At 61.4% G+C, this 24,122-nt stretch carries 25 protein-coding genes and 1 tRNA gene; 10 read left to right on the forward strand and 16 right to left on the reverse strand.

From position 1 onward, the window contains the following. Positions 1-109: 109 nt before the first annotated feature. Complete coding sequence (locus UP06_RS21365) at positions 110-3,166, reverse strand: ATP-binding protein (protein ID WP_045005787.1); 3,057 nt, start codon at positions 3,164-3,166, stop codon at positions 110-112. A 281-nt stretch (positions 3,167-3,447) separates the two neighbouring features. Between UP06_RS21365 and UP06_RS21370 the strand changes: the two genes are divergently transcribed. Further along, positions 3,448-3,942: a hypothetical protein gene (locus UP06_RS21370; protein ID WP_045005789.1), complete on the forward strand. Its 495-nt coding sequence runs from the start codon at positions 3,448-3,450 to the stop codon at positions 3,940-3,942. Between the two features lie 185 nt (positions 3,943-4,127). Here UP06_RS21370 and UP06_RS21375 read toward each other — a convergent pair whose 3' ends face one another. The 4 genes from UP06_RS21375 to UP06_RS21390 are packed head-to-tail and all read right to left on the reverse strand — an operon-like array spanning position 4,128 to position 6,964. Next, on the reverse strand, positions 4,128-5,219 hold the full coding sequence (locus UP06_RS21375) for a hypothetical protein (RefSeq protein WP_045005509.1): 1,092 nt from the start codon (positions 5,217-5,219) through the stop codon (positions 4,128-4,130). Between the two features lie 52 nt (positions 5,220-5,271). Continuing rightward, positions 5,272-5,838 (reverse strand): YceI family protein, encoded by a 567-nt coding sequence (locus UP06_RS21380; RefSeq protein WP_050031899.1) that lies wholly within the window; start codon positions 5,836-5,838, stop codon positions 5,272-5,274. After that, the gene (locus UP06_RS21385) at positions 5,838-6,398 is read right to left on the reverse strand and encodes a cytochrome b (protein WP_045005510.1); all 561 of its coding nucleotides are present in this window, start codon (positions 6,396-6,398) and stop codon (positions 5,838-5,840) included. The genes UP06_RS21380 and UP06_RS21385 overlap by 1 nt, the downstream gene beginning before the upstream one ends. Next, positions 6,395-6,964: a YceI family protein gene (locus UP06_RS21390; protein ID WP_156163105.1), complete on the reverse strand. Its 570-nt coding sequence runs from the start codon at positions 6,962-6,964 to the stop codon at positions 6,395-6,397. The genes UP06_RS21385 and UP06_RS21390 overlap by 4 nt, the downstream gene beginning before the upstream one ends. Before the next feature lie 109 nt (positions 6,965-7,073). On the opposite strand from UP06_RS21390, the gene UP06_RS21395 reads away from it, so the two are divergent. Beyond that, entirely contained in the window at positions 7,074-7,940 is an 867-nt protein-coding gene (locus UP06_RS21395; protein WP_082078521.1) for an IclR family transcriptional regulator, read from the forward strand. A gap of 153 nt (positions 7,941-8,093) precedes the next feature. Here the strand turns inward: UP06_RS21395 and UP06_RS21400 are convergent, their stop codons facing one another. Then, the gene (locus UP06_RS21400; RefSeq protein WP_045005511.1) at positions 8,094-8,516 is read right to left on the reverse strand and encodes a DoxX family protein; all 423 of its coding nucleotides are present in this window, start codon (positions 8,514-8,516) and stop codon (positions 8,094-8,096) included. Positions 8,517-8,812: 296 nt separating this feature from the next. Here UP06_RS21400 and UP06_RS40920 point away from each other — a divergent pair, with 296 nt between their 5' ends. Continuing rightward, the gene (locus UP06_RS40920; RefSeq protein WP_156163106.1) at positions 8,813-8,953 is read left to right on the forward strand and encodes a hypothetical protein; all 141 of its coding nucleotides are present in this window, start codon (positions 8,813-8,815) and stop codon (positions 8,951-8,953) included. A 91-nt stretch (positions 8,954-9,044) separates the two neighbouring features. Then, positions 9,045-10,004 (forward strand): LysR family transcriptional regulator, encoded by a 960-nt coding sequence (locus UP06_RS21405; protein WP_050031905.1) that lies wholly within the window; start codon positions 9,045-9,047, stop codon positions 10,002-10,004. A 21-nt stretch (positions 10,005-10,025) separates the two neighbouring features. Here the strand turns inward: UP06_RS21405 and UP06_RS21410 are convergent, their stop codons facing one another. From UP06_RS21410 to megL, 7 genes are all read right to left on the reverse strand, one after another. Continuing rightward, a complete protein-coding gene (locus UP06_RS21410; RefSeq protein ID WP_045005796.1) occupies positions 10,026-10,934 on the reverse strand; it encodes a PhzF family phenazine biosynthesis protein in 909 nt (302 codons plus the stop codon). An 8-nt stretch (positions 10,935-10,942) separates the two neighbouring features. Beyond that, entirely contained in the window at positions 10,943-11,980 is a 1,038-nt protein-coding gene (locus tag UP06_RS21415) for an ABC transporter substrate-binding protein (RefSeq protein ID WP_045005512.1), read from the reverse strand. Positions 11,981-12,025: 45 nt separating this feature from the next. Then, positions 12,026-12,814 carry an ABC transporter permease gene (locus UP06_RS21420; protein WP_050031906.1) on the reverse strand — a complete coding sequence of 263 codons (789 nt, stop codon included), beginning with the start codon at positions 12,812-12,814 and terminating at the stop codon, positions 12,026-12,028. 11 nt (positions 12,815-12,825) lie between these two features. Further along, positions 12,826-13,641 carry an ABC transporter ATP-binding protein gene (locus UP06_RS21425; protein WP_045005513.1) on the reverse strand — a complete coding sequence of 272 codons (816 nt, stop codon included), beginning with the start codon at positions 13,639-13,641 and terminating at the stop codon, positions 12,826-12,828. A gap of 86 nt (positions 13,642-13,727) precedes the next feature. Then, positions 13,728-13,928, reverse strand: a complete 201-nt coding sequence (locus UP06_RS42700) for a helix-turn-helix domain-containing protein (RefSeq protein ID WP_045005515.1) — start codon at positions 13,926-13,928, stop codon at positions 13,728-13,730. Positions 13,929-13,938: 10 nt separating this feature from the next. Next, positions 13,939-14,559 carry a hypothetical protein gene (locus tag UP06_RS21435; RefSeq protein ID WP_156163107.1) on the reverse strand — a complete coding sequence of 207 codons (621 nt, stop codon included), beginning with the start codon at positions 14,557-14,559 and terminating at the stop codon, positions 13,939-13,941. 158 nt (positions 14,560-14,717) lie between these two features. Further along, complete coding sequence (gene megL / locus UP06_RS21440) at positions 14,718-15,917, reverse strand: methionine gamma-lyase (RefSeq protein ID WP_045005519.1); 1,200 nt, start codon at positions 15,915-15,917, stop codon at positions 14,718-14,720. 156 nt (positions 15,918-16,073) lie between these two features. On the opposite strand from megL, the gene UP06_RS21445 reads away from it, so the two are divergent. Further along, positions 16,074-16,589: an Lrp/AsnC family transcriptional regulator gene (locus tag UP06_RS21445; protein ID WP_045005521.1), complete on the forward strand. Its 516-nt coding sequence runs from the start codon at positions 16,074-16,076 to the stop codon at positions 16,587-16,589. Between the two features lie 191 nt (positions 16,590-16,780). Here the strand turns inward: UP06_RS21445 and UP06_RS21450 are convergent, their stop codons facing one another. Beyond that, positions 16,781-17,533, reverse strand: coding sequence for an SDR family NAD(P)-dependent oxidoreductase (locus UP06_RS21450; protein ID WP_045005522.1), 753 nt, complete (start codon positions 17,531-17,533; stop codon positions 16,781-16,783). Positions 17,534-17,627: 94 nt separating this feature from the next. On the opposite strand from UP06_RS21450, the gene UP06_RS21455 reads away from it, so the two are divergent. Further along, positions 17,628-17,939 (forward strand): ArsR/SmtB family transcription factor, encoded by a 312-nt coding sequence (locus tag UP06_RS21455; protein WP_045005524.1) that lies wholly within the window; start codon positions 17,628-17,630, stop codon positions 17,937-17,939. Positions 17,940-18,175: 236 nt separating this feature from the next. On the opposite strand, the gene UP06_RS21460 is transcribed toward UP06_RS21455, so the two are convergent. Beyond that, positions 18,176-19,114 (reverse strand): DUF4238 domain-containing protein, encoded by a 939-nt coding sequence (locus UP06_RS21460; RefSeq protein WP_045005526.1) that lies wholly within the window; start codon positions 19,112-19,114, stop codon positions 18,176-18,178. A 92-nt stretch (positions 19,115-19,206) separates the two neighbouring features. Between UP06_RS21460 and UP06_RS21465 the strand changes: the two genes are divergently transcribed. Both UP06_RS21465 and UP06_RS21470 read left to right on the forward strand, forming a co-directional pair. After that, entirely contained in the window at positions 19,207-19,800 is a 594-nt protein-coding gene (locus tag UP06_RS21465) for a nucleotidyltransferase domain-containing protein (RefSeq protein WP_245305515.1), read from the forward strand. Further along, on the forward strand, positions 19,797-20,231 hold the full coding sequence (locus UP06_RS21470; protein WP_045005529.1) for a hypothetical protein: 435 nt from the start codon (positions 19,797-19,799) through the stop codon (positions 20,229-20,231). Before UP06_RS21465 ends, UP06_RS21470 begins: the two co-directional genes overlap by 4 nt. Positions 20,232-20,436: 205 nt before the next feature. Here UP06_RS21470 and UP06_RS21475 read toward each other — a convergent pair. Beyond that, positions 20,437-20,513: transfer RNA gene (locus UP06_RS21475), tRNA-Met, on the reverse strand. Positions 20,514-20,825: 312 nt separating this feature from the next. Here UP06_RS21475 and UP06_RS21480 point away from each other — a divergent pair. Together UP06_RS21480 and UP06_RS21485 are read left to right on the forward strand one after the other, a co-directional pair. Further along, the gene (locus tag UP06_RS21480) at positions 20,826-22,268 is read left to right on the forward strand and encodes a coniferyl aldehyde dehydrogenase (RefSeq protein ID WP_045005530.1); all 1,443 of its coding nucleotides are present in this window, start codon (positions 20,826-20,828) and stop codon (positions 22,266-22,268) included. Between the two features lie 37 nt (positions 22,269-22,305). Then, positions 22,306-23,904 (forward strand): GMC family oxidoreductase, encoded by a 1,599-nt coding sequence (locus tag UP06_RS21485; RefSeq protein ID WP_045005532.1) that lies wholly within the window; start codon positions 22,306-22,308, stop codon positions 23,902-23,904. Positions 23,905-24,122: the final 218 nt, after the last annotated feature.

Genomic DNA, 24,122 nt, shown 5'->3' on the forward strand with positions numbered 1-24,122 from the left:
ACAGTAGAAGCGATGCGCCAAGCCATTGTATCAACTTCGAAATCAAGTTGGTCCGTCGGGCAAAAAAATCGGCGCGACGGTACGATCGCACGCCCATGAGCGACAAGGGTCAGGTGAGCTGATCGCCGCGGGCGAGCATCTCGTTGAGCATCGCCTCGGCCTTGTGCTGGAGCGGCAGCGCGCCACTCGCGGAGGCAATGGCGATCGTGCCGCGCAGGGCGACGAGGATCGCGGCCTTGTTCTCCGCGCTGGAGGCCGGCGTCACGACGGCTTCGCCGAACAGGGCCTCGGCCTCGAGGCCGGAGAACCCCTGCTGGCGGGCGGTGTTGCGCGCCTCGCGCAGCATGTTCTGCGCGGCCTGGACATCGCCAAGCTGGCTGGTGGCCAGCGCCAGGTAGATCGAGCTGCGCAGCACCGCCGAGGTATAGCCGATCGCCTTCGCCTCCTCGCGCGCCTCGCCAAGCATGCCGCGCGCCCGGTCGAATAGCCCTTGCTCAAGATACGCCATGCCGAGATGGCAGGCGAGCACCGGTACGAACAGCCGGATGCCGTGCTTCTGCGCCAGCACGAAACCCTCTTCGAGAATGGCCGCGGCCGCCGCCGGATCGTTGCGGCCGAGCTTCAGCCAGCCGCCGCTATAGGCGGTGGCGACGCGGTCATAGGGACGGTTGGCCTCCTCCGCGATCGCGACGGCCTGCTGCTGGAGCTGTTCGGCGATATCGAGTTCGCCCATGACGGTGTGGGTGAAGCTCTTCATCATGCAGCAGAGGAGGAGGGTGTATTTTGGCGGAGCGCCGAAGGGCGCACTTGCCTCCGGCCCCATCAGATGGGCCCGGGCTCTCGCGAACGTCTGCTCTGCCTCGCGATAACGACCGGCAAGGAAATAGGCCTGCCCGAGATTGTATTGTGCAAGGTTACGCCAACCCGGGTTGCCCGACTCCTCGGCAAGGCCAACGACTTCCTCGCCGAGAGCAACTGCTTCAATCGGCGTCCCGTAGAAGTTCTGCCCACCCGCCATGACGGTCATGGCGGCGACCTTTCTTCCGATGTCGTCAATATCATTGGCCCGGCGCTCGGCCTCCTTTCCGAGATCGACCCACTCGGCAACCCGACCGGACCAGATGAACGCCATGCGGGCCTCCATCCGAAGGTCAATGGCATCCGACTCCCGCGAACGCGTCATCGGGGTTTTGTCGAGTGAACTCATCCCGATCTCGAAATAGTCGACCGCATCGGCGTATGCCGAGCGCACGAGACATTTCTGGGCGGCGCTCCTCCCGTAGCTGAACGCCTTCAGCCAATCCTTCGCCCGCATGGCGTGGTAGCAGAGCGTGTCAGGACCATCGCTCCATGTCTCATCGCTCTCGAAGGCCGCAAGAATCCGCGCGTGTATATTTTCACGCACTTTTTCCACCATCGACTCGTAGGTCACTTGGCGGACCATTTCGTGTCGAAACTCGATCGAGTCCTCAAGTTCGCTATCGATCCTGACAAGCAGCTCGGCCCGATCGAGCGCTTCGAGACAATCCTGAAAGACGTCTTGAGGCAGAACCGCGACATTCCGCAGCATGGCTATGCTTGAACGTGGGCCGAGCGCCGCCGCGATTTGAAGAACCGAGCGTTCCTGCCTCGATACGCGATCGAGCCGCGCAGCAATCACTCCTTGGATGCTGGTGGGGATGCCGAGCTCATCGATGGGACGAACGAGGGCAAGGTCACCCCACTGACCGCGAAGCGTGCCACTGTCCTTCAGCCCGCGGCAGACTTCCTCGAGAAACAGGGGAACGTTGGCGGTATGAGAGATGATCCGATTCTTCAAATCGAAGTTCGTCGTGGATGGGCCGAGCATATCTGCCAACATGGCCAATCCCGAATCGTCGTCCAGGGGACGCATTGCTATCACTTCCGCACGGCACCGTGCGACCCACTCAGGCATCCCGTTCGGCCTGCTCGTGAGAAAAACCAGCAGGTTCGAGACTTGTAGCGACGCGATTGCAGCAACGACCGTGTCGCTGGCTCGATCGATCCAGTGCAAGTCCTCGACGAGAAGAACCGTGCGTTGCTGAAGGGCTAAGCTCTGAACGATGGCGCAACTTGCATCGGAAATGGTGCGAGCACGCGCGTAGGGCTCCAGCTCGCTCCAGCTACGATCCGTGACCGGAATATCCAATATTGAGTCGATCGCGAGTTGATGGATCGCCGACAACTCCTTTCGGATGTCAGCCAGACGATCCGAATCTCTGGCGGCAACCTCCAAGATCGAGAGTATAGTACGCTTGAGCGCGCTGAACGGCGCGCCTTGAAGATTTGGACTGCATTCGGCGTCAACGAGTCGCCAACCGCCGGCCCTGAGGTCCTGGGCAAACTCGTGCGCGAGCCGGGATTTTCCAATGCCAGCGTCGCCGATCAGCAGGACGGTTTGTCGCCCCGCGCTGGCCCGTTCCGCGGCGCGTCCCAACAGCGCCCGCTCCGTGGTGCGATCGACAAACCGCGAAACGCTCCGTGCCCGTCGCACCCGCCAGCTCGAAAGATCGCTCGCGCCCACGACACGGTAGACTGGCAGCGGCTCATTGAAGCCGCGTAGCCCCTTACGGCCCAAGGATTCGAACCGGACATGCCCATCCGCGAGCTTCTGGCAGGCTTCCGACGCGTAGATCTGATTCGCCTCGGCCGCCGCCTCCAGTCGGGCGGCCAGATGCTGGGCGGCGCCTCCGATCTCGTAGACCTTGGAAAACTCGCTGGCGACCATGTAGGCGACGACGTGGCCTGAGTGGAGACCAACCCGGACCTGAAGTCCGGGATCGCCCAGGCTCCCAACGCGCCGGACCAGTTCGATGGCCGCATGACAGGCCAGGGGAGCGTGGTTGTCGTCGGCAATCGGTGCGCCAAAGACCGCAGCCAGCCCGTCCCCCAGCTCCTTGCTGACGATTCCGCCAAACTGACGTACCGCACCCCTCATGGCCGCCAGTGCAGGCTCCAGGCGCGATACCGCCTCCTCCGGCTCCAGTTCGGCAACAAGCCCTGTGGAGTCGATGACGTCGGCCCGGAGAATTGTCACAAACCGCCGTTCGCTATCGGGATCGCCGCGCTGACGCACCGCCGCCCCGCACTTGGAGCACCAGCTATCGTCCGGATCAATCGCCGACTGGCACGCGAAGCAATGCATTCCTGCGCCTTCAAAGGTCGCGGCATTGCTGTCGACCAGCACCCGCGAGCAACCCCTGGTAAGAATACCTATCGAGAACCGCTTAGCAATCAGGCTCGCTCATCGCCGCGGGGCACGGTGTGGGTGGCGATCTGGACGAAACACAGTCCTGAGTGGTAGCGTATGCAAATCCCAGCAAAAATGGGGCATATATTCTGGCGACGCCAGGTTGGCCGAACTGACCAGCGTCGTGTAGCTGTATGTATTTCCGCAAAGCCAAGGACATATTGAAGGAAAAGACGATGGGCTCGAGAACTTACACCGGGGCTTCATTCAAAGATTTGATGAACGACAATTATTTCCCGTTGGAAAACATGCAGAGGAGCGTGGACATCCTCAAGGCGTCCGAGGACATCCACCTGCCGACCCTGGAGTATGGCCAGTATCACCTGATCCTGACGCCGGCGGACAGATGGCCGGACGGAAGCGCCAAGCATTGGCAAAAGGAGAAGGGCCGCGCCCGCGTCGACCTCAGCACCCAGCCGAATACCATCCCGCTGTCCAATGACGAGCCCGGCGTGATCCCCCTGACGCGGTGTACGCTGCTCGATGCCTGCGTCCGGAAATGCTTCAATTCCGAGCCGCCGATCCCGATGAAGACGAAGATCATCACCCACGCGGCAAGCGATGCCTTTGCCCATCGGCACGAGATCAGGCTGGAGTGGGAGTATGATAATGGCGAGGACCATGCGCCGACGCTGCTCAATCTGACGATGGTCTGCCCGCACAGATCCTGATTGCGCGAGAGACCAAACGCGGAAGCTTTTGTATCGACTGAAGATGGTCCGTCGTCGTCGCGGCCCGCGCTACACGACGGATCGATCCTTCCCTCGCCACTCAGCCCACGATAATGCGCCGCCCCACGAGAGACCGGCCGTCAACGCCGCGCAAAGCGCGTGCTGAAGGCTGCGCCGCACGGGTGTCAGGAAATGACAACCGCGCTGAGAGGGCGACGCCCGCTTGCCGGCGCCGGACCATCCGCGTAGCCAACCCGGAAGCCGAAGATCGGCTCCCAGCCGTTCCAGACGCCGCCGAGATTCATTCGAGCGGCGATCGAAGAATTGCCGCCGCCTTGCGTCTCGAAGTCGATGACTTCGATGGAATGGTTCATCGGCTGCAAGGCCAACCCGCGCTGCACCCCTTCGAGGTGAATGCGTTGCCACAAGCGACCAGCCTCGATGTGCAGGCGATGATCCGCCCTCGATCCGCGAACCATGATCAATCCAAATGACGGTGCGGTGGCGCAGGTAACGGCCTGGGTCAATTCGAGCCAGCTCTTGTCGATTTTCTGAAACGCGGCCTCGTCGATGTTGGTGCCGCTCGCCGACGCCCGGATGCCGGCATGACGGCCCTCGCGCAGCGATTCGACATCGAGAATCCGCCGCGTCCCCTCGAGGGTCAAATCGCTGAAAGCCTTGCCTGCATCGTCACGGGCGTTGATCAGCAGGAGTTTGACGTCAGGCGACGTGGCCTGACGGTTGAACGCATTGAGGATACTCGTCTCAATTTGCCGGTCTCGCTGGTAAGGCCCACGGTGCGTATGCCGCCGCGCAATCGCGTCCTGATGGGGATGGGCTGACGCGGGCGTCAGCTCGAATGCCAGCGTTGCGGCAACGCCGTCCGCCGCCCCATCGGGCAGCAGCGAGACCTTGGCGTTGAAACCCTGGGAGGGCGCTGCCACGCAGGCGTTCTCGATGGCGCAGCCGAGCCCCATATAGAATTCGCGGCGAAAGGGATCCAGGCCGCCAAGATTTCGCTTTTCATCCGCGATGACCTGGATCTCGTTGGACCCGAGCCGAAACAGCCAAGGCTGCGTATTATAAGGGCTGGCTGCCAGGATGGCGCCGGAAGCTACTCGAAGCGCTCCGGCTCCCGCATTCGACTGCCAATAATCCCAGGGGGCAACTCCGCCTTCGCTCGGCAAAGCCGCGATGGATCCGGCCCCGATCTCCGCCGCAGCGTCGCGGCTGAACCGCACACCGGCGGCCATCGCGACACCACCGGCGACGACCATTCGCCTCGAAATCAAATGATTTGTCATGGCTATTTCCTCAACGATGATGGAATCAATTCCGCTTTGCTTCCAGATGAATGGTCAGGCTCACTGTTTTCCCGACCATGTCGGAGGCGGTCCACATCCCCTGGCCGATGCCGAATGTGGTGCGATCCAAATCCAGCTTCGCATCCATCCGCGCGATCTCGCCGTTAATATCGAGCGTGAAAGGCAAGGCAACCGGCTGCTTGACGTCGCGGAGCGACAGCGTGCCGCGGGCCATGAAGCCCTTTTCGGTCCGCTCGAAAGTCTCGGCTTCAAATACGGCTCGCGGAAATCGCGCGATGTCGAACCAGTCGGACTTGGGGAGTTCGCGGTCCCGGTCTTCCGCGCCGGTCGAAACGCTGGCGGCATCCACTTCGACCCGCACTTTCGATGAGGGGAGGTCGTTGGGGTCGAACGCGATGTCGGAGCTGAACCGCCGGAACTCTCCCTTGACCGTTGCCCCTGCTTGACTCACCTCGAATTCGATCCGGCTTGCGGCCGTGACCGGTATCCATCGGGTGGCAGCCTGTCCGGCGCCGACGCCGACGAGCAGATTTCCAACGACCGCGACGGCAACATGACGCAATACGCTCATCACCGTCTCCGCAACGTCGGAACGCTCGGCAGCATTCGCTGCAATATCGAATCGCGCATGATCACCCGGTGGTAGAGCGCCGCGCCGACGTGGAGAGAAACGAGTCCGACGACTCCCCATCCCAGCAGCCAATGAGCGGACCGCCAAAGCTCTCTCATATCCGTGCCGCCACCGAGGAGCGGGGGTACGTCGATCAGGCCGAAGAACGAGAGCGGAAATCCAACGCTCGAATTATAGGCCCATCCACTCAGCGGGAGACCGAACATCAGAAGATAGAGACCGAAATGAGTGGCATTGGCGGCGCGACGCTGCCACTCCGGTGTCCCCGTCGGCTTGGGTGGTGGCGGCCGCAGCCTCTGCCAGACGATACGGACGATGGCGAGCACCAAGATCAAGAGGCCGAGAGATTTGTGGAGGGCGTACGCTTCCATTTTGCCTGGACTGAGCGGCATCCTGACCATCTGCCAGCCGATCACGAACAGGGCGGCAATGATCGCGGCGCTTCCCCAGTGAAATAGAATGGCCGGGCCGCTGTAGCGCGTAACCGCCGTCTGATTCATGACGCACCGAACTCGACATCAACGGTGATCGTGACGTCATCACCAACCATCGGAAGAAAACCCATGATCTTGAAGTCGCTGCGTTTGATAACGCCGCTCGCCGCGAACCCGATCCGCTGCGCGCCTGTGATCGGATGCTTGCCCTTCTTCTGGAGCGTCGCGTTCAACGTGACCGGGTGAGTCACACCGTGCAATGTCAGATCGCCCGTGATTTTGGCGGTCGATTCGCCGGACCGTTCCACCTTGGTGGAAACAAACTTCATTTCCGGAAAGCGGTCCGTTTCGAGAAAATTGCCGCCGCGTACCGCGTTCGACCTGCCGCCGTCGAATGCATCGATACTCGCCGCGTTGATGCGAACCTCAAGTCGGGCCTCCTCAGGCGCCTTTTCGTCGATCGAAAGCTGTCCCTGAACCTCTCTGAACACCCCTCGACTGATCGAGAAGCCCAGATGATCCAGCGAATACATGACCGAGGTATGGGTGCTATCGAGGCTGAAGTTTTCGGCGTAGGCCGGAAGCAGACCAAGCAGCAAACCCAAAGCGGTGAAACGAGCCAGTTTGAACACAATGCCTCCAGGATCAGATCGACATATCTGCTATAATCCCATTATTTGGGATTTAAAACTTTCTTATTTGTAATGAATCTCGTATACTGAATATGTTGAGGTAAAGGCCGTGGCAGGAACTGGATCAGTCCAACACCTTTCAGCGCTCCTGGATCTATTCACCGACCGGCAATGGATCGTGACCATTGACGAGGTGATGGCCAAACTGGAGCTTCCCCGCAGCACGGCCTATCGGACGGTGGGCGCATTGAGCCGCGCAGGATTCCTCGACCGCGTATCCGACGAGGGCTATTCGCTCGGGCCGAGAATCCTTCAGCTTTATCGATTGCTGCAAGTCGGTGATCCCCTGCTCCAGGTCGCACGCCCCGTTTGCATGGCCTTGGCGGCGACTGCCCCGCGCGGAAGTGCTGTTCTGCTTTGCCGGTCGTATTTCGATGGCGTGATGTGCGTCCATCAAGAGATGGCGCCGGGACCGCAGGAGGCGGTGAGCTATCAGGTCGGGCGCCCGATGCCGCTATATCGCGGCTCCTCGTCAAAGACCGTTCTCGCCGCGCTGGATCGCCCGCGGCTGACAAAACTGTACGATCGGCAGTCGGATGATATCAGGCGAGCGGGCTTCGGCGAGAGCCGCGAGGCGTTTTTGGCAAACGTCAAAGCGATCCAGCGCGCAGGCTATTGCGTCGCGCGCGGCGAGGTCGACAAGGGACGCATTGGCATCTCTTCCCCGTTCGCGGACAAGGGTATCGGATTGACCGGCTGCATCAGCCTGGTTCTGTCCGAGGCATCATCGACCGAAGAGGACATCAGCAGGGCGATTGTTCAGGTCGCTGCGGCCGCGCACGACACCATGCAACGCCTCGCGGTCTGGAAGCCTGCAACGCGTTCCTCGGACATCGACTCTCCGGCACGGCCGGACGCAACCAACCGAGCGACCGCGTCCGGATCGCCGAGTCGAAGAGCTCGGTCTACGTCGTAGCATCGGTGGTGCCGTTCGGCTCTTCGCCGGGCGGAGCCGGCAAACAACCGGCAAACAAGAAGCCCGCCAAACGGCGGGCTTCTTCACATCGGAGGACTTTGAACCCAGGCGCGTGATGGTGTCATGTCTCCCGTCGCCGGGTTCGAATTCGGCCTAGCCGGTGACAGTTGCCCCGGCGTAGGACGCCGTGCTCTTGGCGCGGTTGTCGATGCTGAGCGCGCCGGCGCCGAAGGCCGCGATCTGGAGCAGTCCGCCCGCCATCATCACATTCTTGAGGAAGTGAATCATCTGGTTCTGGTCGGCGAAGTTGCTGTGGAACGCAACAGCGGTCGCGATCGAGAACACGGCGAGCGCAAGCCCGACGGCGCGGGCCTGGTAGCCGGCGATCAGCAGCAGGCCACCGCCCAGTTCGACGACGACGGCCACGGCATAAGCAAGCGGCGGCAGCGGCAGCCCCGCCGAACTGATGAGGGCCGTGGTCGCCGCGTAGGCGCCCAGCTTGCCGAGGCCGCTCATGGCAAACGGGAGGCCGATCAGAAGACGGCCGGCGAAGGGAAGATAACGGGTGAAGCTCATGATCGTGGTCCTTGCTTGCGATGATTGAATTTCGGCGAGCCAAGCCTTGATTTCGCAGGCCTTGGCCTCGCCGGTCGCGAACCCTGTCGGCGTCCGCTTCCCCCCTGTTATCGGTCTGAACCGGTCTGGCGATTAGTCGGTCAATTTCAGACGGATCGTTCCATCTGGTGAACGATCGCCGGCCAGCAGCAGCCTTGCGCGACGTCGTTCAGCCAATGGAACGGTCCGTCCGACCCACGCCGGCTAATGCGGCGGATCAACCGTCTCTATAACCGGTCCATCGAAGGAGACGGATCATGTTCGACATGTTGAAAATCAAGCTGATCGCAACGCTGCGAAGCTTCCAGCACGCCTGTCTGACACCGGTCATGCGGGACGACGACGGAGACGACGGTGATATCGCCACGCCGAAGACCTGCGCGGACGATGATCTCTGAAGCGTGACTGATCTCTGAAGCGAGATTTGGGGCCCGTCGATCCGCTTTCCGGTCGACAGCAGCGATTCGGCGTTGAAAGCCGGGAGAATTTATGATGCGGATGAATGCCCTGATCCCGCCGAACGCGGGAGGAATTGACCCGGCGGCGCCCTTCATGCGGGACTTCAACGATCTCTACTTCTTCGCGGCCGTGGTCAAGCACGAGGGATTTTCGGCAGCGGCCCGCGCACTCGGCTTGCCGAAGTCAAGGATCAGCCGCCATGTCGCGCTGTTGGAGGAGCAGCTGGGCGTTCGCCTGATCGAGCGATCGACGCGCCGTCTGAGCATCACGGCCGTCGGCCGGGACGTTTATCGGTACGCGCAAACCGTGGTCGACGCCGCAGACGCCGTAGATGAAGTCGCCCTGCGGATGAAATCCGAACCTCAGGGCCTTGTCCGCATCGGCTGCCCCGTCGGCGTCCAGAGGACGCTTGCGCCGAAACTGCCCGAGCTTTTCGCGAAATATCCGCGCCTCAGGACCCAGTTCCTCATCACCAACCGGCCCATCAACCTGATCGAGGAGCAGGTCGACGTCGCCATTCGCATCCGGGAAAATCTCGACACCGACGCCGAGATGCAAATGCGCAAGATCGGGATCAGCCGGAGGATTCTGGTCGCGAACACAGCCCTCCTCAGGGAGCATGGAGCGCCCAAGGAGGCGAGCGACCTTTCGCGGCTGCCGCTGCTCGATGCAACGGAAACGCCGGGTCCGCGCACATGGGAGCTTTCAGGCCCTCGGGGGCAAAAGGCCTCGATCGCGGTCGAGCCGAAGGTCTCAGCCGGTGACTTCGCCATTCTCATCGAGGCGGCCCAGGCCGGGATCGGCGTAGCCCTGCTGCCCGAAATTCAATGTCAGGACGCCCTGCGCGATGGACTGCTGGTCCGCATTCTGCCGGACTGGAGCGCCAAGGACGGCATCATCCATCTCGTCTTTCCGTCCCGGCGCGGCATGCTGCCCGGCGTTCGCGCCACGATTGATTTTCTGGCCACCGCGCTGAAGGCTCAGGTCTGAAGGCTCAAGTCTCGCTCGCTGTCATGAATCAGCCGCGGGCCTCGCGTCCTCGAGCTGCAAGAGGCGCGACTCCACGAGCGTCACGGAGCCGCCAAGAAGGCAGCCGACAGGCCGGCTGCCGGCGAAGCCGAGGCGCACGTGGATCTCGGACAAGGCATCCATGGCCCGCCCCTGCATGACAGTGATCCGCTCGCTGTTGCGTTCGACAAGGCCGTTCTTGAGCAGTCCGAACGCGAGCGCCGCAGCGGCGATGCCCGTGGCGGCATCCTCCGGATAGCCCGACGATTTCGGGAATTGCCGCGCCTCGAAACGCCGTTCGCCCTGATGTTCGATGGCGTAGGGGTAAAGTCCGGTGGACCCGATCCGCCCACAGCACGCCTCGATCTGCGCTGGGTCCGGTACCAGCTCATTGAGCTGACGGACGCCCTTGATCGGGACGAGGGTCTTCACGCGCGACGTGACGGCGTTCTGCACCGGCAGATCAAGCAGATCGCCACGCGATATCTTGAGCGCAGACAGAACCTCATCCTCCTCGGCGCGCGTCAAATCGACGACCTTGCCGACCGGCTGGCTGATCTCGACAGATGGCTCACCCGAGCTTCCACGATCGACATAGCCTGTCACCGGTCCGCTGAGCGTTTGGATGCGAACCTGTTCGCCCGGCAAACGGCCCTTGATCGCAAGGGCCCAGAGCGCACCAATCGTCGCGTGACCACACATCTCCATCTCATGCCGCGGAACCCAGAACCGGAAAGTATAGTCGGAGTCGAGGCCTGGGGCCGGCAGCACGAAGCCCGATTCGTGCCCGAAATGCCGGGCCACCGACTGCATTCCCGCGCTCGGAAGGTTCGATGCATCGACGACGATTGGACAAGGGTTGCCACCGCGCCCCAGGTGCGTGAACACACTGACAAGTTCGATCTCGGTCATCGGACGGCTCACTTCATGGACGGCGCGACGGCATCGACGATCGCGTTGGTGTAGGATTCTGCGACCGGAACGGTGACAGGCCTCCGTTCGGCCTCTTGCAGGAAACCGTAGTTCTGCAACATACCTGCCTCGTCGATTTTCGGATTGTCGCCGAATGACGGAAGGCTCAACGCCCAGGCCATGTCGAACTCGCCCTTTGGCACCTGCGTAAAAAAAGGACGCACCGCCTCCCGAGCTTCATCCGGATTTGTCTTTGCAAATCGAAGCCCCTTCCAGAGGGCTCGGACCACCTTCTGCGCCATCTCGGGCTTTCCGGCAATCCAGTCATTCCGCGCGATCAAGGTATAGAAGAGAAAGTTGGCAAACGGCGGATACTCGCCCTTGGCAAAATTGAACAGCATGGCACCGCCAAAACGCTCGATGCCCGTCGTCGAGGTCGGCGCGGACAATGCATATCCATCGATGCGCTTCTGACCGAAGGCGGCGAGCATGCTGCCGCCTCCCCCGATCGGCGTGATGGTCATGTCGCGATCCGGATTCAATCCGCCGAACTGCGCAATGTGCCGGACCATCAGGTCGGTCAGGCTGCCGGGCCCGGCCACGGCAATGGTGAGCCCTTTCAAGGCCGCCGCCTTCGCCTTGGGATCCGACAGATTGGCCAGGTCGATCCTCTTGGCGACGTCGGCCGACAGAACCAGGTCGGAGCCGAACTGGGTCTGCACCGCGGCAAACGACTTCAACAACTGCCCCTTCTCCTGTGCCCTCAATTGGACGGTTGGGCTGCCGACATAGATGTCGGATTGACCACCCAGCACGGCGGCCAGCGCTTCGGCGCCTCCCTTGGAGAAGGTGATCACCTCGGCATCCAGGCCCTCCTGCTCGAAGAACCCTTTCGTTCGCGCCACGTAGATCGGAATGTAGATGAAGCCCTCGCTGGGCTGGCCAAGGACAACCTTCTGCTTCGACTGCGCAATGACGGGGGCTCCGAGAATGCCGGCGACACCTGCGCTGGTGATTGCGATAGCCTTACGGCGTGTGACTGGCATGTTGATCTCCGCGGGACGAAAGGGCGAGTGGGTGCGAACGACGCGCTACACGGTGGTTTCGCGGTGTTCTTCGGCCTGTTTCCAGGGCATGAGCATTCGCTCAGCCGTCTTGACCGCAAGATTCAGCAGCATCGTGAGAGCGACAATCGCGATCAGGGCCGCGAACACGCCGGGTGTATCGAATTTGGCAGCGGCGTTGGAAACGAGGTAGCCGAGGCCTCTGTTGGAAGCGATGATCTCGCCGACGATCGCGCCAATCAGCGCATACGGCACCGACAGCCGCAGGCCGGCAAAGACCCAATTGATCGCGGAAGGCAGCACCAGCTTCGTCATCAATTGGCGTTCGGACGCTCCCATCAGGCGGATGACGGTCAACTGCTCTCTGCTCACACTGCGAACACCGGTGTAGGTATTGAGGAAGACGAGGAAGAAAACGGTGGCGGCAGCCAGCACGATCTTCATTTCAATGCCGATGCCGAGCCACAGCACGAACAGTGGCGCCAAAGCGACCTTGGGAAGGCTGTACAAAGCGGTCAGGAATGGATCCAGAATATCGGCAAGAAGACGCGAACTTCCGAGAAGCAAACCCACGACGATGCCGGCGCCCCCGCCAATCAAGAAGCCGAGCAAGGCCTCGACGGTCGTGATCGAGGCGTGGAACAACAACTCCCCGCTTCTCAACGCCGACCAGAAACTCGCGGCAATGATGGATGGCGTCGAAACATAGAACTCGCTCCCCGACCAGGTCGACCCGACTTGCCAACCCAACAGCAGGAACATCAGGAGCCCGAGGCGGGCGAGCAGGATCGTCGAGGTCGACGGAGCTTTCTCCATGACGTGCCTCCTCAGGCTGTTGCCGCAAGTGGAGTCGGCGAGGACGAATTCAGGTCCGGCGTCAGCAGCGTCCACAGCTCGTTGGTGAAGGCGTGGTGGCGCGCGTCGAATCGCAAGCGCATCAGGTCGCGATCCCTGGGCAGCGGATTGTCGACAATTTTCGCGACCGTGCCCGGGCGGCCCTGGAACACCGCGCATTTGTCCCCCAACGCGGCAGCCTCCTCGATGTCGTGCGTCACGAACATCACGGTGAGATTGACGCTCCGGCAGATTCGCAGGAGTTCGGCCTGGAGGGTCATCCTGAGTTGCGCATCCAATGCGCCAAATGGCTCGTCGAGCAGAAGCGTTTCGCGGTCGGCGGCGAGCAGTCTCGCCAGCGCGCAGCGCTTCCGCATGCCGCCGGAGATCTGGCTCGGATATGATCTGGCGAAGTCCTCAAGTCCGACCAGCGCCAGGAGCTCTGCTATCCGCGCCTCGCGTTGACTGCGAGGAAGTCTGGCGATTTCCAGTGGGACTGAGATGTTCTCTGCAACCGTCCGCCATGACAGCAGATGGTCCTGCTGCGTCATGTAGGCGACCTTCGGATTCAATCCGACGACAGGCGCGCCATCATAGGCGACCTGCCCCGCGCTCGGCCCGATCAGCCCGGCAACGAGATTGAGCAGCGTGGACTTTCCGCAGCCGGACGGCCCCAGCAGCATCGCGATTTCACCACGCTTGATCGACATCGTGACACCACGAATCGCGGTGTAGCTCTCGGCGCCGATCTGGAAAGTCTTCATCACATCCGTGAAGGTGATGAAGTCGTCCCGCTGGACATTTTCCATTGTGATCTGCTCACCCTCGCCATGTCGAACTCCGGCAAGGATTGAGGGTAAGGGCGAATGCCGCCCTGTGCGCGACCGAACGGGCCTTATGTCCCGTCAGATCGGGCCATACCCTTGCGTATGTCCGTGGGCGTAAGGCCGACCACGCGCCGCATGGTCCGGGCGAGGGACGAGCCGGATTCAAATCCAACCCGCCAGGCGACCTCCCCGACAGGCAAATTCGTCTCCAGCAGGAGTTCGCGCGCCCGCATCACCCGCTCCCGCTCGTGACATTCCAGCAGCGACATGCCGGTCTTCTCACGAAACAAACGCGTGACATGCCGCCTGGAGACCGAAGAAATCAGCGATCACATCCAGCGGCAGGTCGTTGGCGACATTTTGCCTGATGAAGCTCTTGATCTCGGACACGAGCGCGTCGCCATGACCTTCGGCACGGGCCGCCGAAAGTTGCTCGCTGCGTTCGATCTGAGACAGGCAATTGATCAGAAGCGCCGCCGCGACATGGCCTCGCGCGGTGCGGTTTGCCACATCGTCGGGATCTGCCGCTGCCTGGCACAGGCTCTGGAGCGATCGTATCTCCGGGGTCATCGAAAAGAAGGCGGGCAGATCAAGCCTGGCCCGGACCCGGCTCAGCGATCCCAGGCGCGCCTCGATCCTGGCGAACTGCTCGTCGGTCGTGTAGATCGCCAGATGACGATGTCCGCTGCGGGCCGCGGCAGTCTGGTGCGCCAGGCCCCCTCGTACCGCAACGAAACGGTCCTCGCTCAGCCAGGCCCCCGACTTTCTCGTCTCATCGCGAAAATCGACGGCGCCGGTGCGGGGCAGGAAAATCATCAGGCCGTCATGCCAGTGCCACGGCATGAAGTAGTCACCGCCTCCGCCCATCAGCGTAAGCTGATCGTCGTCGGCGACGAGCATCGTTGCGGCCGCCGTATCCCGAAGCTGCTGAATGGACCGGAACATGCCGCCAAGCTAGCAGATGTCCGGCGGTTGGAAAGATCAAGATCACGCCACGCCAGGCCCGAACTGCCCAGATCGCCGAGCGATATCGAGCTCAGGCGAGCGCCTGAACCTTTCTATTGCTCGATCTTGGAAAGAGCCCCGAAGATATCGGCGCGCAGATCCTCGTAGTCCTCCAGGCCGACCGACAAGCGGATGAGCCCATCGGTGAATCCGTGCTTGGTGCGTTCATCAGGCGCGTAGGTCGCGTGCGTCATGCTGGCGGGATGCTGAACCAAGGTCTCGGCGTCGCCGAGGCTGACCGCCCGGGTCACCAAGGCCGTCGCATCCATGAACGCCTTGCCGGCGGCGAGCCCGCCCTTGAGCTCCATCGCGATCATGCCGCCATAGGCCTTCATTTGCCGGGTCGCGAGCGCATGCTGAGGATGACTGGAAAGGCCAGGAAAGAAAACGCGCGCGACCGCAGGATGGCCCTCGAGGTCGTGGGCCAATCGTTCGGCGGTCGCGCAATGGCGATCCATTCGCAGCGACAGGGTCTTGAGGCCCCGGAGAACAAGGAATGCATCGAGCGGGGAAATGCATGCGCCGTTCATTTCCTTGATACCAACGAAACGAAACTGGTCGACGAGCTCCTTGCGCGAGACGACGACGCCCGCCAGCAGATCGCCGTGGCCGCCGAGATATTTCGTCGCCGACTGAACGACGATATCGGCACCGAGTGTCAAAGGTCGCTGTAGATAGGGTGTGCAGTAGGTGTTGTCGACGACGAACAACGCGCCATGCCGGGAGGTGATTTCGGAAATGGCGGCGATGTCGACGACGCGCATGTTCGGATTGGACGGCGTTTCCGTGATGACCAGTCGCGTCTTCGGGCCGATCGCAGCCGCAACATTGGCCGCGTCAGTCATGTCCACAAAGCGCGTGGTGATTCCAAATCGCTCGAGATGATGGTGAAGCAGGGCGAAGGTGCAGCCATAAAGCGTCTTGTCGGCAATGATCTCGTCCCCGGCCTTGGTGAGCGTCCAGATGACCGCTGTCAGCGCGCCCATGCCCGATGACGTCGCAAGGCCGGCTTCACCCTCTTCCAACGCGGCGAGACGGGTTTCCAGAACAGTGGCCGTCGGGTTGCCGACGCGACCGTAGATATATCCCTGTGCTTCGCCCGCAAAACGCGCGCTACCAGACTCCGTTGTGTCGAAGGCGTATGTCGATGTCAGGAAGACGGGCGGATTCAGAGCACCGTGGTAGTCGAGAGGGTCGTATCCGAAATGGATCGCTCTGGTGGCGAAGCCCTGTTGTAGGTTACGTCGTGACATCACAATCCTTCCCGGCTCGGAGCGCGCAACGTGGCCAGTAGCCGCCCCGGCGAGCTGTCCGGCTCGCCGACGCGTCGTCCGTCAAATCAGCGACGATCGGCCCCGTCAGACGTAATTAATCTGCCAAACTTGACATGATGCTGATATTACATCGGCATGGATAAAGATCGACCGAATGAATCACGGGATGTCGCTCAGACTCCCGACCTTGACCGAATTGACGTCGGCATTTTGCGGCTTTTGCAGAATAACGCCCGGCTCTCGGTCAAAGAGATCGCCGCCGAGATCGGCCTTGCACCCTCCACCACGCATGAGCGGATCAGAAGGATGCGTGAGACCGGCATCCTCCTGGGAACTCATGTCGAGGTGAATCCCAAGGCGCTCGGCATCGGGCTCGAAGCCTTGCTGATGATCGAGCTCTCAAAACACAATCGGGGCATCGTCGATCAGTTCTTGGATGAGATCGTCAGCGTGCCCGAAGTGAGGTCAGCCTTCCTCGTTTCCGGGCGTTACGATCTGGTCGTTCATGTCGTGGTCCACGACACCCAGCACCTCAAGGATCTTGCGCTCGATCAGTTCACGATCCGGCCAGGCGTAACGCGCATTGAGACATCGATCATTTTCGACGCCCGGCGGCGGTACGAGCTGCCCGTCTTCCGTTCGCTGAGGTGATCCCCGCACGACTCGCGCATGCCTCGCGGTGACGTCAGGACTCGCATCCCCAAAACAAAAATGGCCCGCGTGATGCGGGCCATTTTCTCATCGGAACCGGATGTCCGAACTTGGTTGCGGGGATACGCCACCACCGACCATGCCGGGACGACGGCCTTCAGCACCGTCGGCCGGCCAAAGTTCGTGCCTTGTCAGCGAAGTCCGCCGGTGACGTGAAGTGTCTCGCCCGTGATGTAGGACGCGTCGTCCGAAGCGAAGAAGGCCACCGCGGCGGCGATCTCCTCGACCTTGCCGATGCGGCCGAGCGGGGTGGCGGATTCGATCCACGTACGCATGTCGCCCTCGTGCAGGCCGGCCGAGACGACGCCTTCGGTGGCGATCATGCCCGGATTGACGGCGTTGACGCGGATCTTGCGCGGCGCAAGCTCCTTCGCCAGCACGGCGGAGATTGCATCCACCGACGCTTTCGTCGCGGTGTAGACGGCGGTGTTCGCCGGCGCCATGGTCGATACGCCGGAGCTGATGTTGATGATGCTTCCGCCTTTGGGGTTGAAGTGCTTCGACGCTTCACCCGAGACCAGCAGCAGACCAAGCACATTGAGGTCGAAATGCTTGTGGAAGTGCTCAGGCGTGATGGCCTCGAGCGGGGCGAATTCGTAAACGCCCGCATTGTTGACCAGGATGTCGATCGCACCGAACGCCTTCACGGTCTCAGCGACGACGCTTGTGACGGCTTTGGCGTCGGCCAGGTTGCCGTGGACCGCAACGGCCTTGCCACCCTTGGCGACGATGCCGGCGACCACGCGGTCGGCGGCCTGCTTGCTGGAGCTGTAATTGACGGCAACCGCTGCACCCTCGGCCGCAAGCCGGACGGCGATTTCGGCACCGATGCCTTTGGATGCGCCGGTCACGAGCGCAACTTTTCCTTCGAGTCTCTTGGTCATCGCAGTTCTCCATGATCCGGCTGTATGCCGATATTCAATAGTTCAATACTAGTGAACTATTGAATAAGTTCAAGGGAGGCGCTATATTTCAGTCATGGTGCAGTTCGTTCACCCAGCGCGGGACGATATTTCGCTGGCCGGGGTGCTTGCAGCGCTCGCGGATCCGATGCGGCTGCGCATCGTCAAAAGCCTGGCCGCGCAAAACGATTGTATGTCGTGCACCGAAGCGGCGCCTTGCCCTGAGATGGCGAAGTCGACCCTGTCCAACCATTTTCGCATCCTGCGCGAGGCCGGCCTGATCCGGACGTCAAAGCAGGGTGTCCAGCACCGCAACGTTTTGCGCGAGGAGGACATCAACGCGCGGTTTCCGAAACTGTTGAAGATGATCCTGAGCTTTCCGGATTGAGGGCAGTCGCGCAGGACAACAGATTTGCGGGAGGGTGTCGCTGACGTTTCCACCCGGAGCGGTGGTCAAACAAGAATAGCCCGCGTGATGCGGGCCATTTTCGGAGATTGCAGTCCAGTGCACTCAACTCTGACGGCGCGTTGAGTGCACCGTAACTCCCCCGCCATGTGCCAAATATGTGCCATGTAGCTTTTGGAAATCCCTGACAACGCGTGGTTTTCCAAGATGCGGCAGACTTACCCGTCGCTGGGGGTCGAGGCGGGAGGAATCCAGTCCGCCGGGCGATGAAACACCATTTTTCGGTCGCCAGCTTTGAGCAGCCGGTAGTGCGCCCAAGTCATGTCGCTGACCAATTCATCGCCCGCATCCGTGACCATGTGCCTTACATGGGGGAAGTGTCCAAACTGGCAGGCGAAGTGCCGATTCATATCGAGCCGAAAATCCTCACCTTGCAGGACATTGAGAAATGCGTCGTCAAAGTCGCCCAGGACAAGATTCACGATGGTCGTTGGATTGACGGCGAGGTTGTACGTAAACGGCACCATGCCCGGCAGCGGTAACCGTACCGCGGGATGCTCGGGAGACCGGATTGTCATAACGGGGGTGGTCGAAGTCCGCACGGGCTTGGCGGTCCGAACTATGCTTACGCCAGCACCGCGATAGGCTGCCTCGGACCATTCCACTGAAGCCGACATATAGTTGAAAATTTCCTTGCCGAGCGCCGGGTTCGCCCGCATCTCGGCGTAGTGTTCCCTCTCCTCGTCCGTAAACGGAATCTCGCTGTCGGGCTGAGCGGCAAGCTGGGCAAGCTCCAACTGTGTCTCCAAGTAATGGGGTGTCCGCGCCTCAAGATGTCGCACCAAGGCATAAAGGATCGGCTTGTCGGACCGATCGAGAGCGTCTGTGCGCCCGCTTTGAATCTTGGCCCAAGCGTCGCTTTGTGAAATCGGGGTCTCAACCGATCGATTGATCGTGCTCTCGACCGAAACTGGAATACCCGCATAAGAATGGACATAGAGATCTCGCTCGAAACCTAGGCCCTCGATCGAGCGCTCGGCCCAAATTGCGTACTCACCATTCTTCGCGAGTGTCCTGATCTTTCTCCTTTCCGGGTCACAAGCGAAGTTCCGCAGATTGAATTGCGGAACATAGCGATGGTCGCGAGGGTAATTCATGGGGGCCTAATATACTGAATTTACTCAACTATCGGTCGAGCTAATTGTTTTTCCCCAATTTGGGTAGTATATTCCCCGATATGGGTACGACTATGGAAGCCATCAATCTATCGAGTGCGCTGTTTTCAAAGGTCCAGCAACGCGTGCTGGGTCTCATTTTCGCGCATCCTGATCGTAGCTTCTACACCTCGGAGATCATCCGAACGGTTGAATCCGGCAGCGGTGCCGTCGAACGCGAACTCTCTCGCCTCCAACGTAGCGGGCTAGTCTCGGTCGAGCGCATCGGCAACCAAAAGCACTACCGCGCCAATCGGCATTCACCGATCTTCGAAGAGTTGCAGGGTCTCGTGCTAAAGACAGTGGCCCTACGTGAGCCTCTGAAGGATGCTCTTGAACCCTACGCAGACAAGATCAAGACTGCGTTTGTCTATGGCTCCGTTGCCAATGGCACGGATACCGCGCAAAGCGATATCGACGTCATGGTGATCGGAGACGACCTGAATTACTCCGACCTCTACACGGCCTTCCAACATGCCGAGGATCGCCTGCTACGAAAGATCAATCCTACTTTCCTGTCGACAGACGAGTGGCAGCGCCGATCATCAACGGACGGCTCGTTCATTCAAAAGCTTGGTGCTCGTCCGATGATGTTCCTTTTTGGCTCTAAAGACGATCTGCACACATGAGCAAAGCTGCACTCGACAACCTCGTGAAGATAGAGCGGCTCAAGGCCGAGCCGCCTACCCAAAGCGAATATCAGGGGATGCTCACCGCCGCACGCAGTCGCTTGAAAGACGCGCAAAACGAAGACCTCGATTCCGACAGCCGCTTTGATCTGGCTTATGGCGCAGCACACCGGCTGGCCTTGGCCGCCTTGCGGCGCGAGGGTTATCGGTCGGAAAACCGGATCACCGTTTTTCAGACGCTTGTTCATACGCTCGGCACGAACGCGGCCGACGTGCAAATACTTCTCAAAGCTCACAACGAACGAAACCTCGCCGAATACCAAGGCCGCCTGGAGATCGACGAGAAACTTCTCACCGACCTGATCCGCTGCACCAAGACACTGGAGACCGCCGTCGCCAAGCTCGATCCACCTTCCGATAGCCAGGCCTGACGTCTCTAAGCCCAACCTTCGTTGAATTGTTCTCCGGGTGCGGTGTCTTCTGCGCCGCCGCGTGCGCCTGACTTACCTGTCCGGGACGGCCGCATTAACAGACGGCTCGCTTGGCGGAAGACAGTCGGCCTGCCGCTTCCGCCAAAACAAAAATGGCCCGCATCAAGCGGGCCATTTTCGTATCGGAACTGTTGAATTCCGAATTTGGTTGCGGGGATAGGATTTGAACCTATGACCTTCAGGTTATGAGCCTGACGAGCTACCGGGCTGCTCCACCCCGCGTTAAACCGTTGCTTTGCCTTCGTGAAAATGCCGGGGACGATGGATCGGGGCCGACGCTGCTCGCGTGGCTTGCTTCTCCCGTCCCAAAGGCTTCCTTGGAAGGCAACCCCGGGGCAAAGCCCGTTGGGTGCGGCCGGTATGTACCAACCCGGGCTGCCTTTGGAAAGGGCTGCGGGGACGTTTTTTTCGACTTTATGATAGGCCGATGGACCGAATTTCGGCCGGTTTGGCGCACACTTGCCAGAAGTTCCACAAAGGGCCAGCTTGCGGCAACAAAACTCAGGGCGAAACGCCATCTTGGGGAGGAAGGTCATGGACAAGATCTTGGACCAATCCCTGACGAGCCTGCTGCGGGCACTTGAGGGCGCCTTCCATGCCATGGTCGCGCGATCGCGGGCCGAGCCGGCGGCAGCGCTGACTGAGCGCCTCGATCGGCTGGCGCGCCTGCGCGCTGTCGTCGCCGACAATGAAGAGCGCTTCCGGCAGGCAATCTCGGCCGATTTCGGCCATCGCTCGGCGGTCGAGACCACCATCGCCGAGACCATACTGGTGTTCTCCGAGATCCGGCATGCGACCAAGCACCTGAAGGCCTGGATGGCGCCGCAGCGCGTCGCCACCGCGCTGCAATTCCTGCCCGCGCGCAACCGGCTGATGCCGCAGCCGCTCGGCGTCGTCGGCATCATCGCGCCCTGGAATTATCCGCTCCAGCTCACGCTGGCGCCCGCGATCGGCGCGCTCGCCGCTGGCAACCGTGTCATCATCAAGCCGAGCGAACAGGTAGCCCATTTTTCCGCGCTGCTGAAGGAGACGGTCGCCGAGAGGTTCGACGCCGCGGAGCTGCTCGTCACCGGCATCGAGGACGAGATCGCAAAGGCCTTTGCGTCACTGCCGTTCGATCACCTCGTGTTCACCGGCTCGACCCGGGTCGGACGGCTGGTCGCGGAGGCCGCGGGGCGTAATCTCACGCCGGTGACGCTCGAGCTCGGCGGCAAGTCGCCGGCGATCATCGACGCCTCCGCCGATCTCGAGGAGGCGGCCGAGCGCATCGCCTATGGCAAACTGCTCAATGCCGGGCAGACCTGCATCGCGCCGGACTATGTGCTGGTGCCGGAGCGCTCGTTGCAGGCCTTCGCCGAAAAAGTGCGCGCGCAGATGCGCCGAATGTTCGGCACCGATCCCGCCAACAAGGACTACACTTCTGTGATCTCCGACCGGCATTATGCGCGGCTGGAAAATCTCGTCGCGGATGCGGCACAGCGCGGCGCAAAGATCCTGCAACCGGCGAAGGCCGACGATCCCAACTGGAAGGCGCATCGCAAATTCCCGCCGACGCTGATCGTAGGCGCGACCGAAGACATGGCGGTGATGCAGGAGGAGATCTTTGGGCCGGTGCTCCCGGTGCTGGGCTATCGCACGCCGTCCGACGCGATCGCCTTCATCAACGCACGCGACCGGCCGCTGGCGCTCTACTGGTTCGGCAAGGACGGCAGCGCGCGCGACGAGGTGCTGGCGCGCACCGTCTCCGGCGGCGTCACGATCAACGACTGCCTGTTCCACTTCGCGCAGACCAACCAGCCGATGGGCGGCGTCGGCGCATCCGGCACCGGTGCCTATCACGGCGAATGGGGTTTTCGCACGTTCAGCAAGCTGAAGCCGGTGTTCTACCGCTCGAAGTTCAATCGCCTCGCCGACCTCTATCCGCCCTATGGCGGCAAGATCGCGCGGCTGGAGAAGATGATGCGGTTCATGTCGTAGGTTTCAACGACAAGAAAATTGGGGGGGGGGAACACAAGTGACTGACACATTCGATTTCGTCGTTGTCGGCGCGGGCTCGGGCGGCTGCGCGGTGGCGGGACGGCTGTCGGAGGATACGGCGACGTCCGTGGCGCTGCTCGATGCTGGCGGACGGAACGACAATTGGCGGATCACCACGCCATTCGGGCTTGCTTTGCCATACAAGGCGGCGAACTGGGCTTTCGATACGGTGCCGCAGAAGGGATTGAACGGCCGTATCGGCTATCAACCGCGCGGCAAGGGCCTCGGCGGTTCCTCGGCGATCAACGCCATGGTCTACATCCGCGGCCACAAACGGGACTACGACCATTGGGCCTCGCTCGGCAATGCCGGCTGGTCGTACGCCGACGTGCTGCCCTATTTCAAGCGCTCGGAAAACAACGCCGATTTCGACGGTGAGTACCATGGCAAGGGCGGCCCGCTGCATGTCAACAGACTGCGCTCGGACAATCCGATCCATGACGTCTTCCATCAGGCCGCGCGCGAGGCGCAATTCCGCATCCGCGAGGACTTCAATGCCGACGACCACGAGGGGCTCGGCAGCTACCAGGTGACGCAGCACAAGGGCGAGCGCTGGAGCGCGGCGCGCGCCTATCTGCAGCCCCACATGGACAAGCGCGCGAATCTGCGCGTCGAGACGGGTGCGCATGCCACGAAAATCCTGTTCGAAGGCGGGCGCGCGGTCGGTATCGAATATGTGCAGGGCAAGCATACGAAACAGCTGCGCGCGCGCCGCGAGGTGATCCTCGCCTCCGGCGCCTTCCAGTCACCGCAATTGCTGATGCTGTCGGGCATAGGCGATGGCGATGCGCTTCGAACGCACGGCATTGGCGTCGTGCATCATTTGCCGGGCGTCGGGCGCAATCTGCAGGACCATCCGGATTTCGTGTTCGTCTACGCCTCAGACTATCCGCACTTCGTTCACTCATCGATCGGTCGATTGCCATCCCTGCTTCGCGCCATCCAGCGCTACCGCAGGGAGCGACGCGGCCTGATGACCACCAATTTTGCCGAGTGCGGCGGCTTCCTGAAGACGCAGGCCCACCTCGACGTACCGGACATTCAGCTGCACTTCATCATCGCGATGCTCGACGACCATGGCCGCAAGAAGCACAAGGAGGCGGGTTTCTCATGCCATGTCTGCCTGTTGCGGCCGAAGAGCCGCGGCAGCATATGGCTGAAAAGCGCCGATCCGCTCGCTGCACCCATGATCGATCCGAATTTTTTGGGCGAGGCGGAGGATCTCGAGACGATGGTCGCCGGCTTCAAGACCACACGGCGGCTGATGGAGACGCCTGCGATGCGCGCATTGCAGAAGAAGGACATGTTCACGTCCGATGTGAGAACGGACGACGACATCCGCGCCATCCTGCGCGCGCGCGTCGACACCGTCTATCACCCCGTCGGCACCTGCAAGATGGGAACGGATGCGATGGCCGTGGTCGATCCGACACTGAAGGTGCACGGCGTGGACGGCTTGCGCGTGGTCGACGCCTCGATCATGCCGACACTGATCGGCGGCAACACCAATGCGCCGACCATCATGATCGGGGAGAAGGCCGCGGACATGATCCGGGCGGAGGTGCGGGCGAACTAAGCGGCGCTCTACGTCGTCGTCCCGGCGAAGGCCGGGACCCATACCCACAAGAAGTAGTTTGGCGAAGACTAGTCGTTACGCGGTACCGCCACCTGCGATTCATCGACAGATCACGCGGTATGGGTCCCGGCCTTCGCCGGGACGACGACTGAGGATAGTTCCTTTACCGGCGTCGAATAGATCTGATGTCGACGCAATCCCCGCGCCCTGGAGCCAAA

Source organism: Bradyrhizobium sp. LTSP857 (assembly GCF_000938285.1).
Lineage (GTDB): Bacteria > Pseudomonadota > Alphaproteobacteria > Rhizobiales > Xanthobacteraceae > Bradyrhizobium.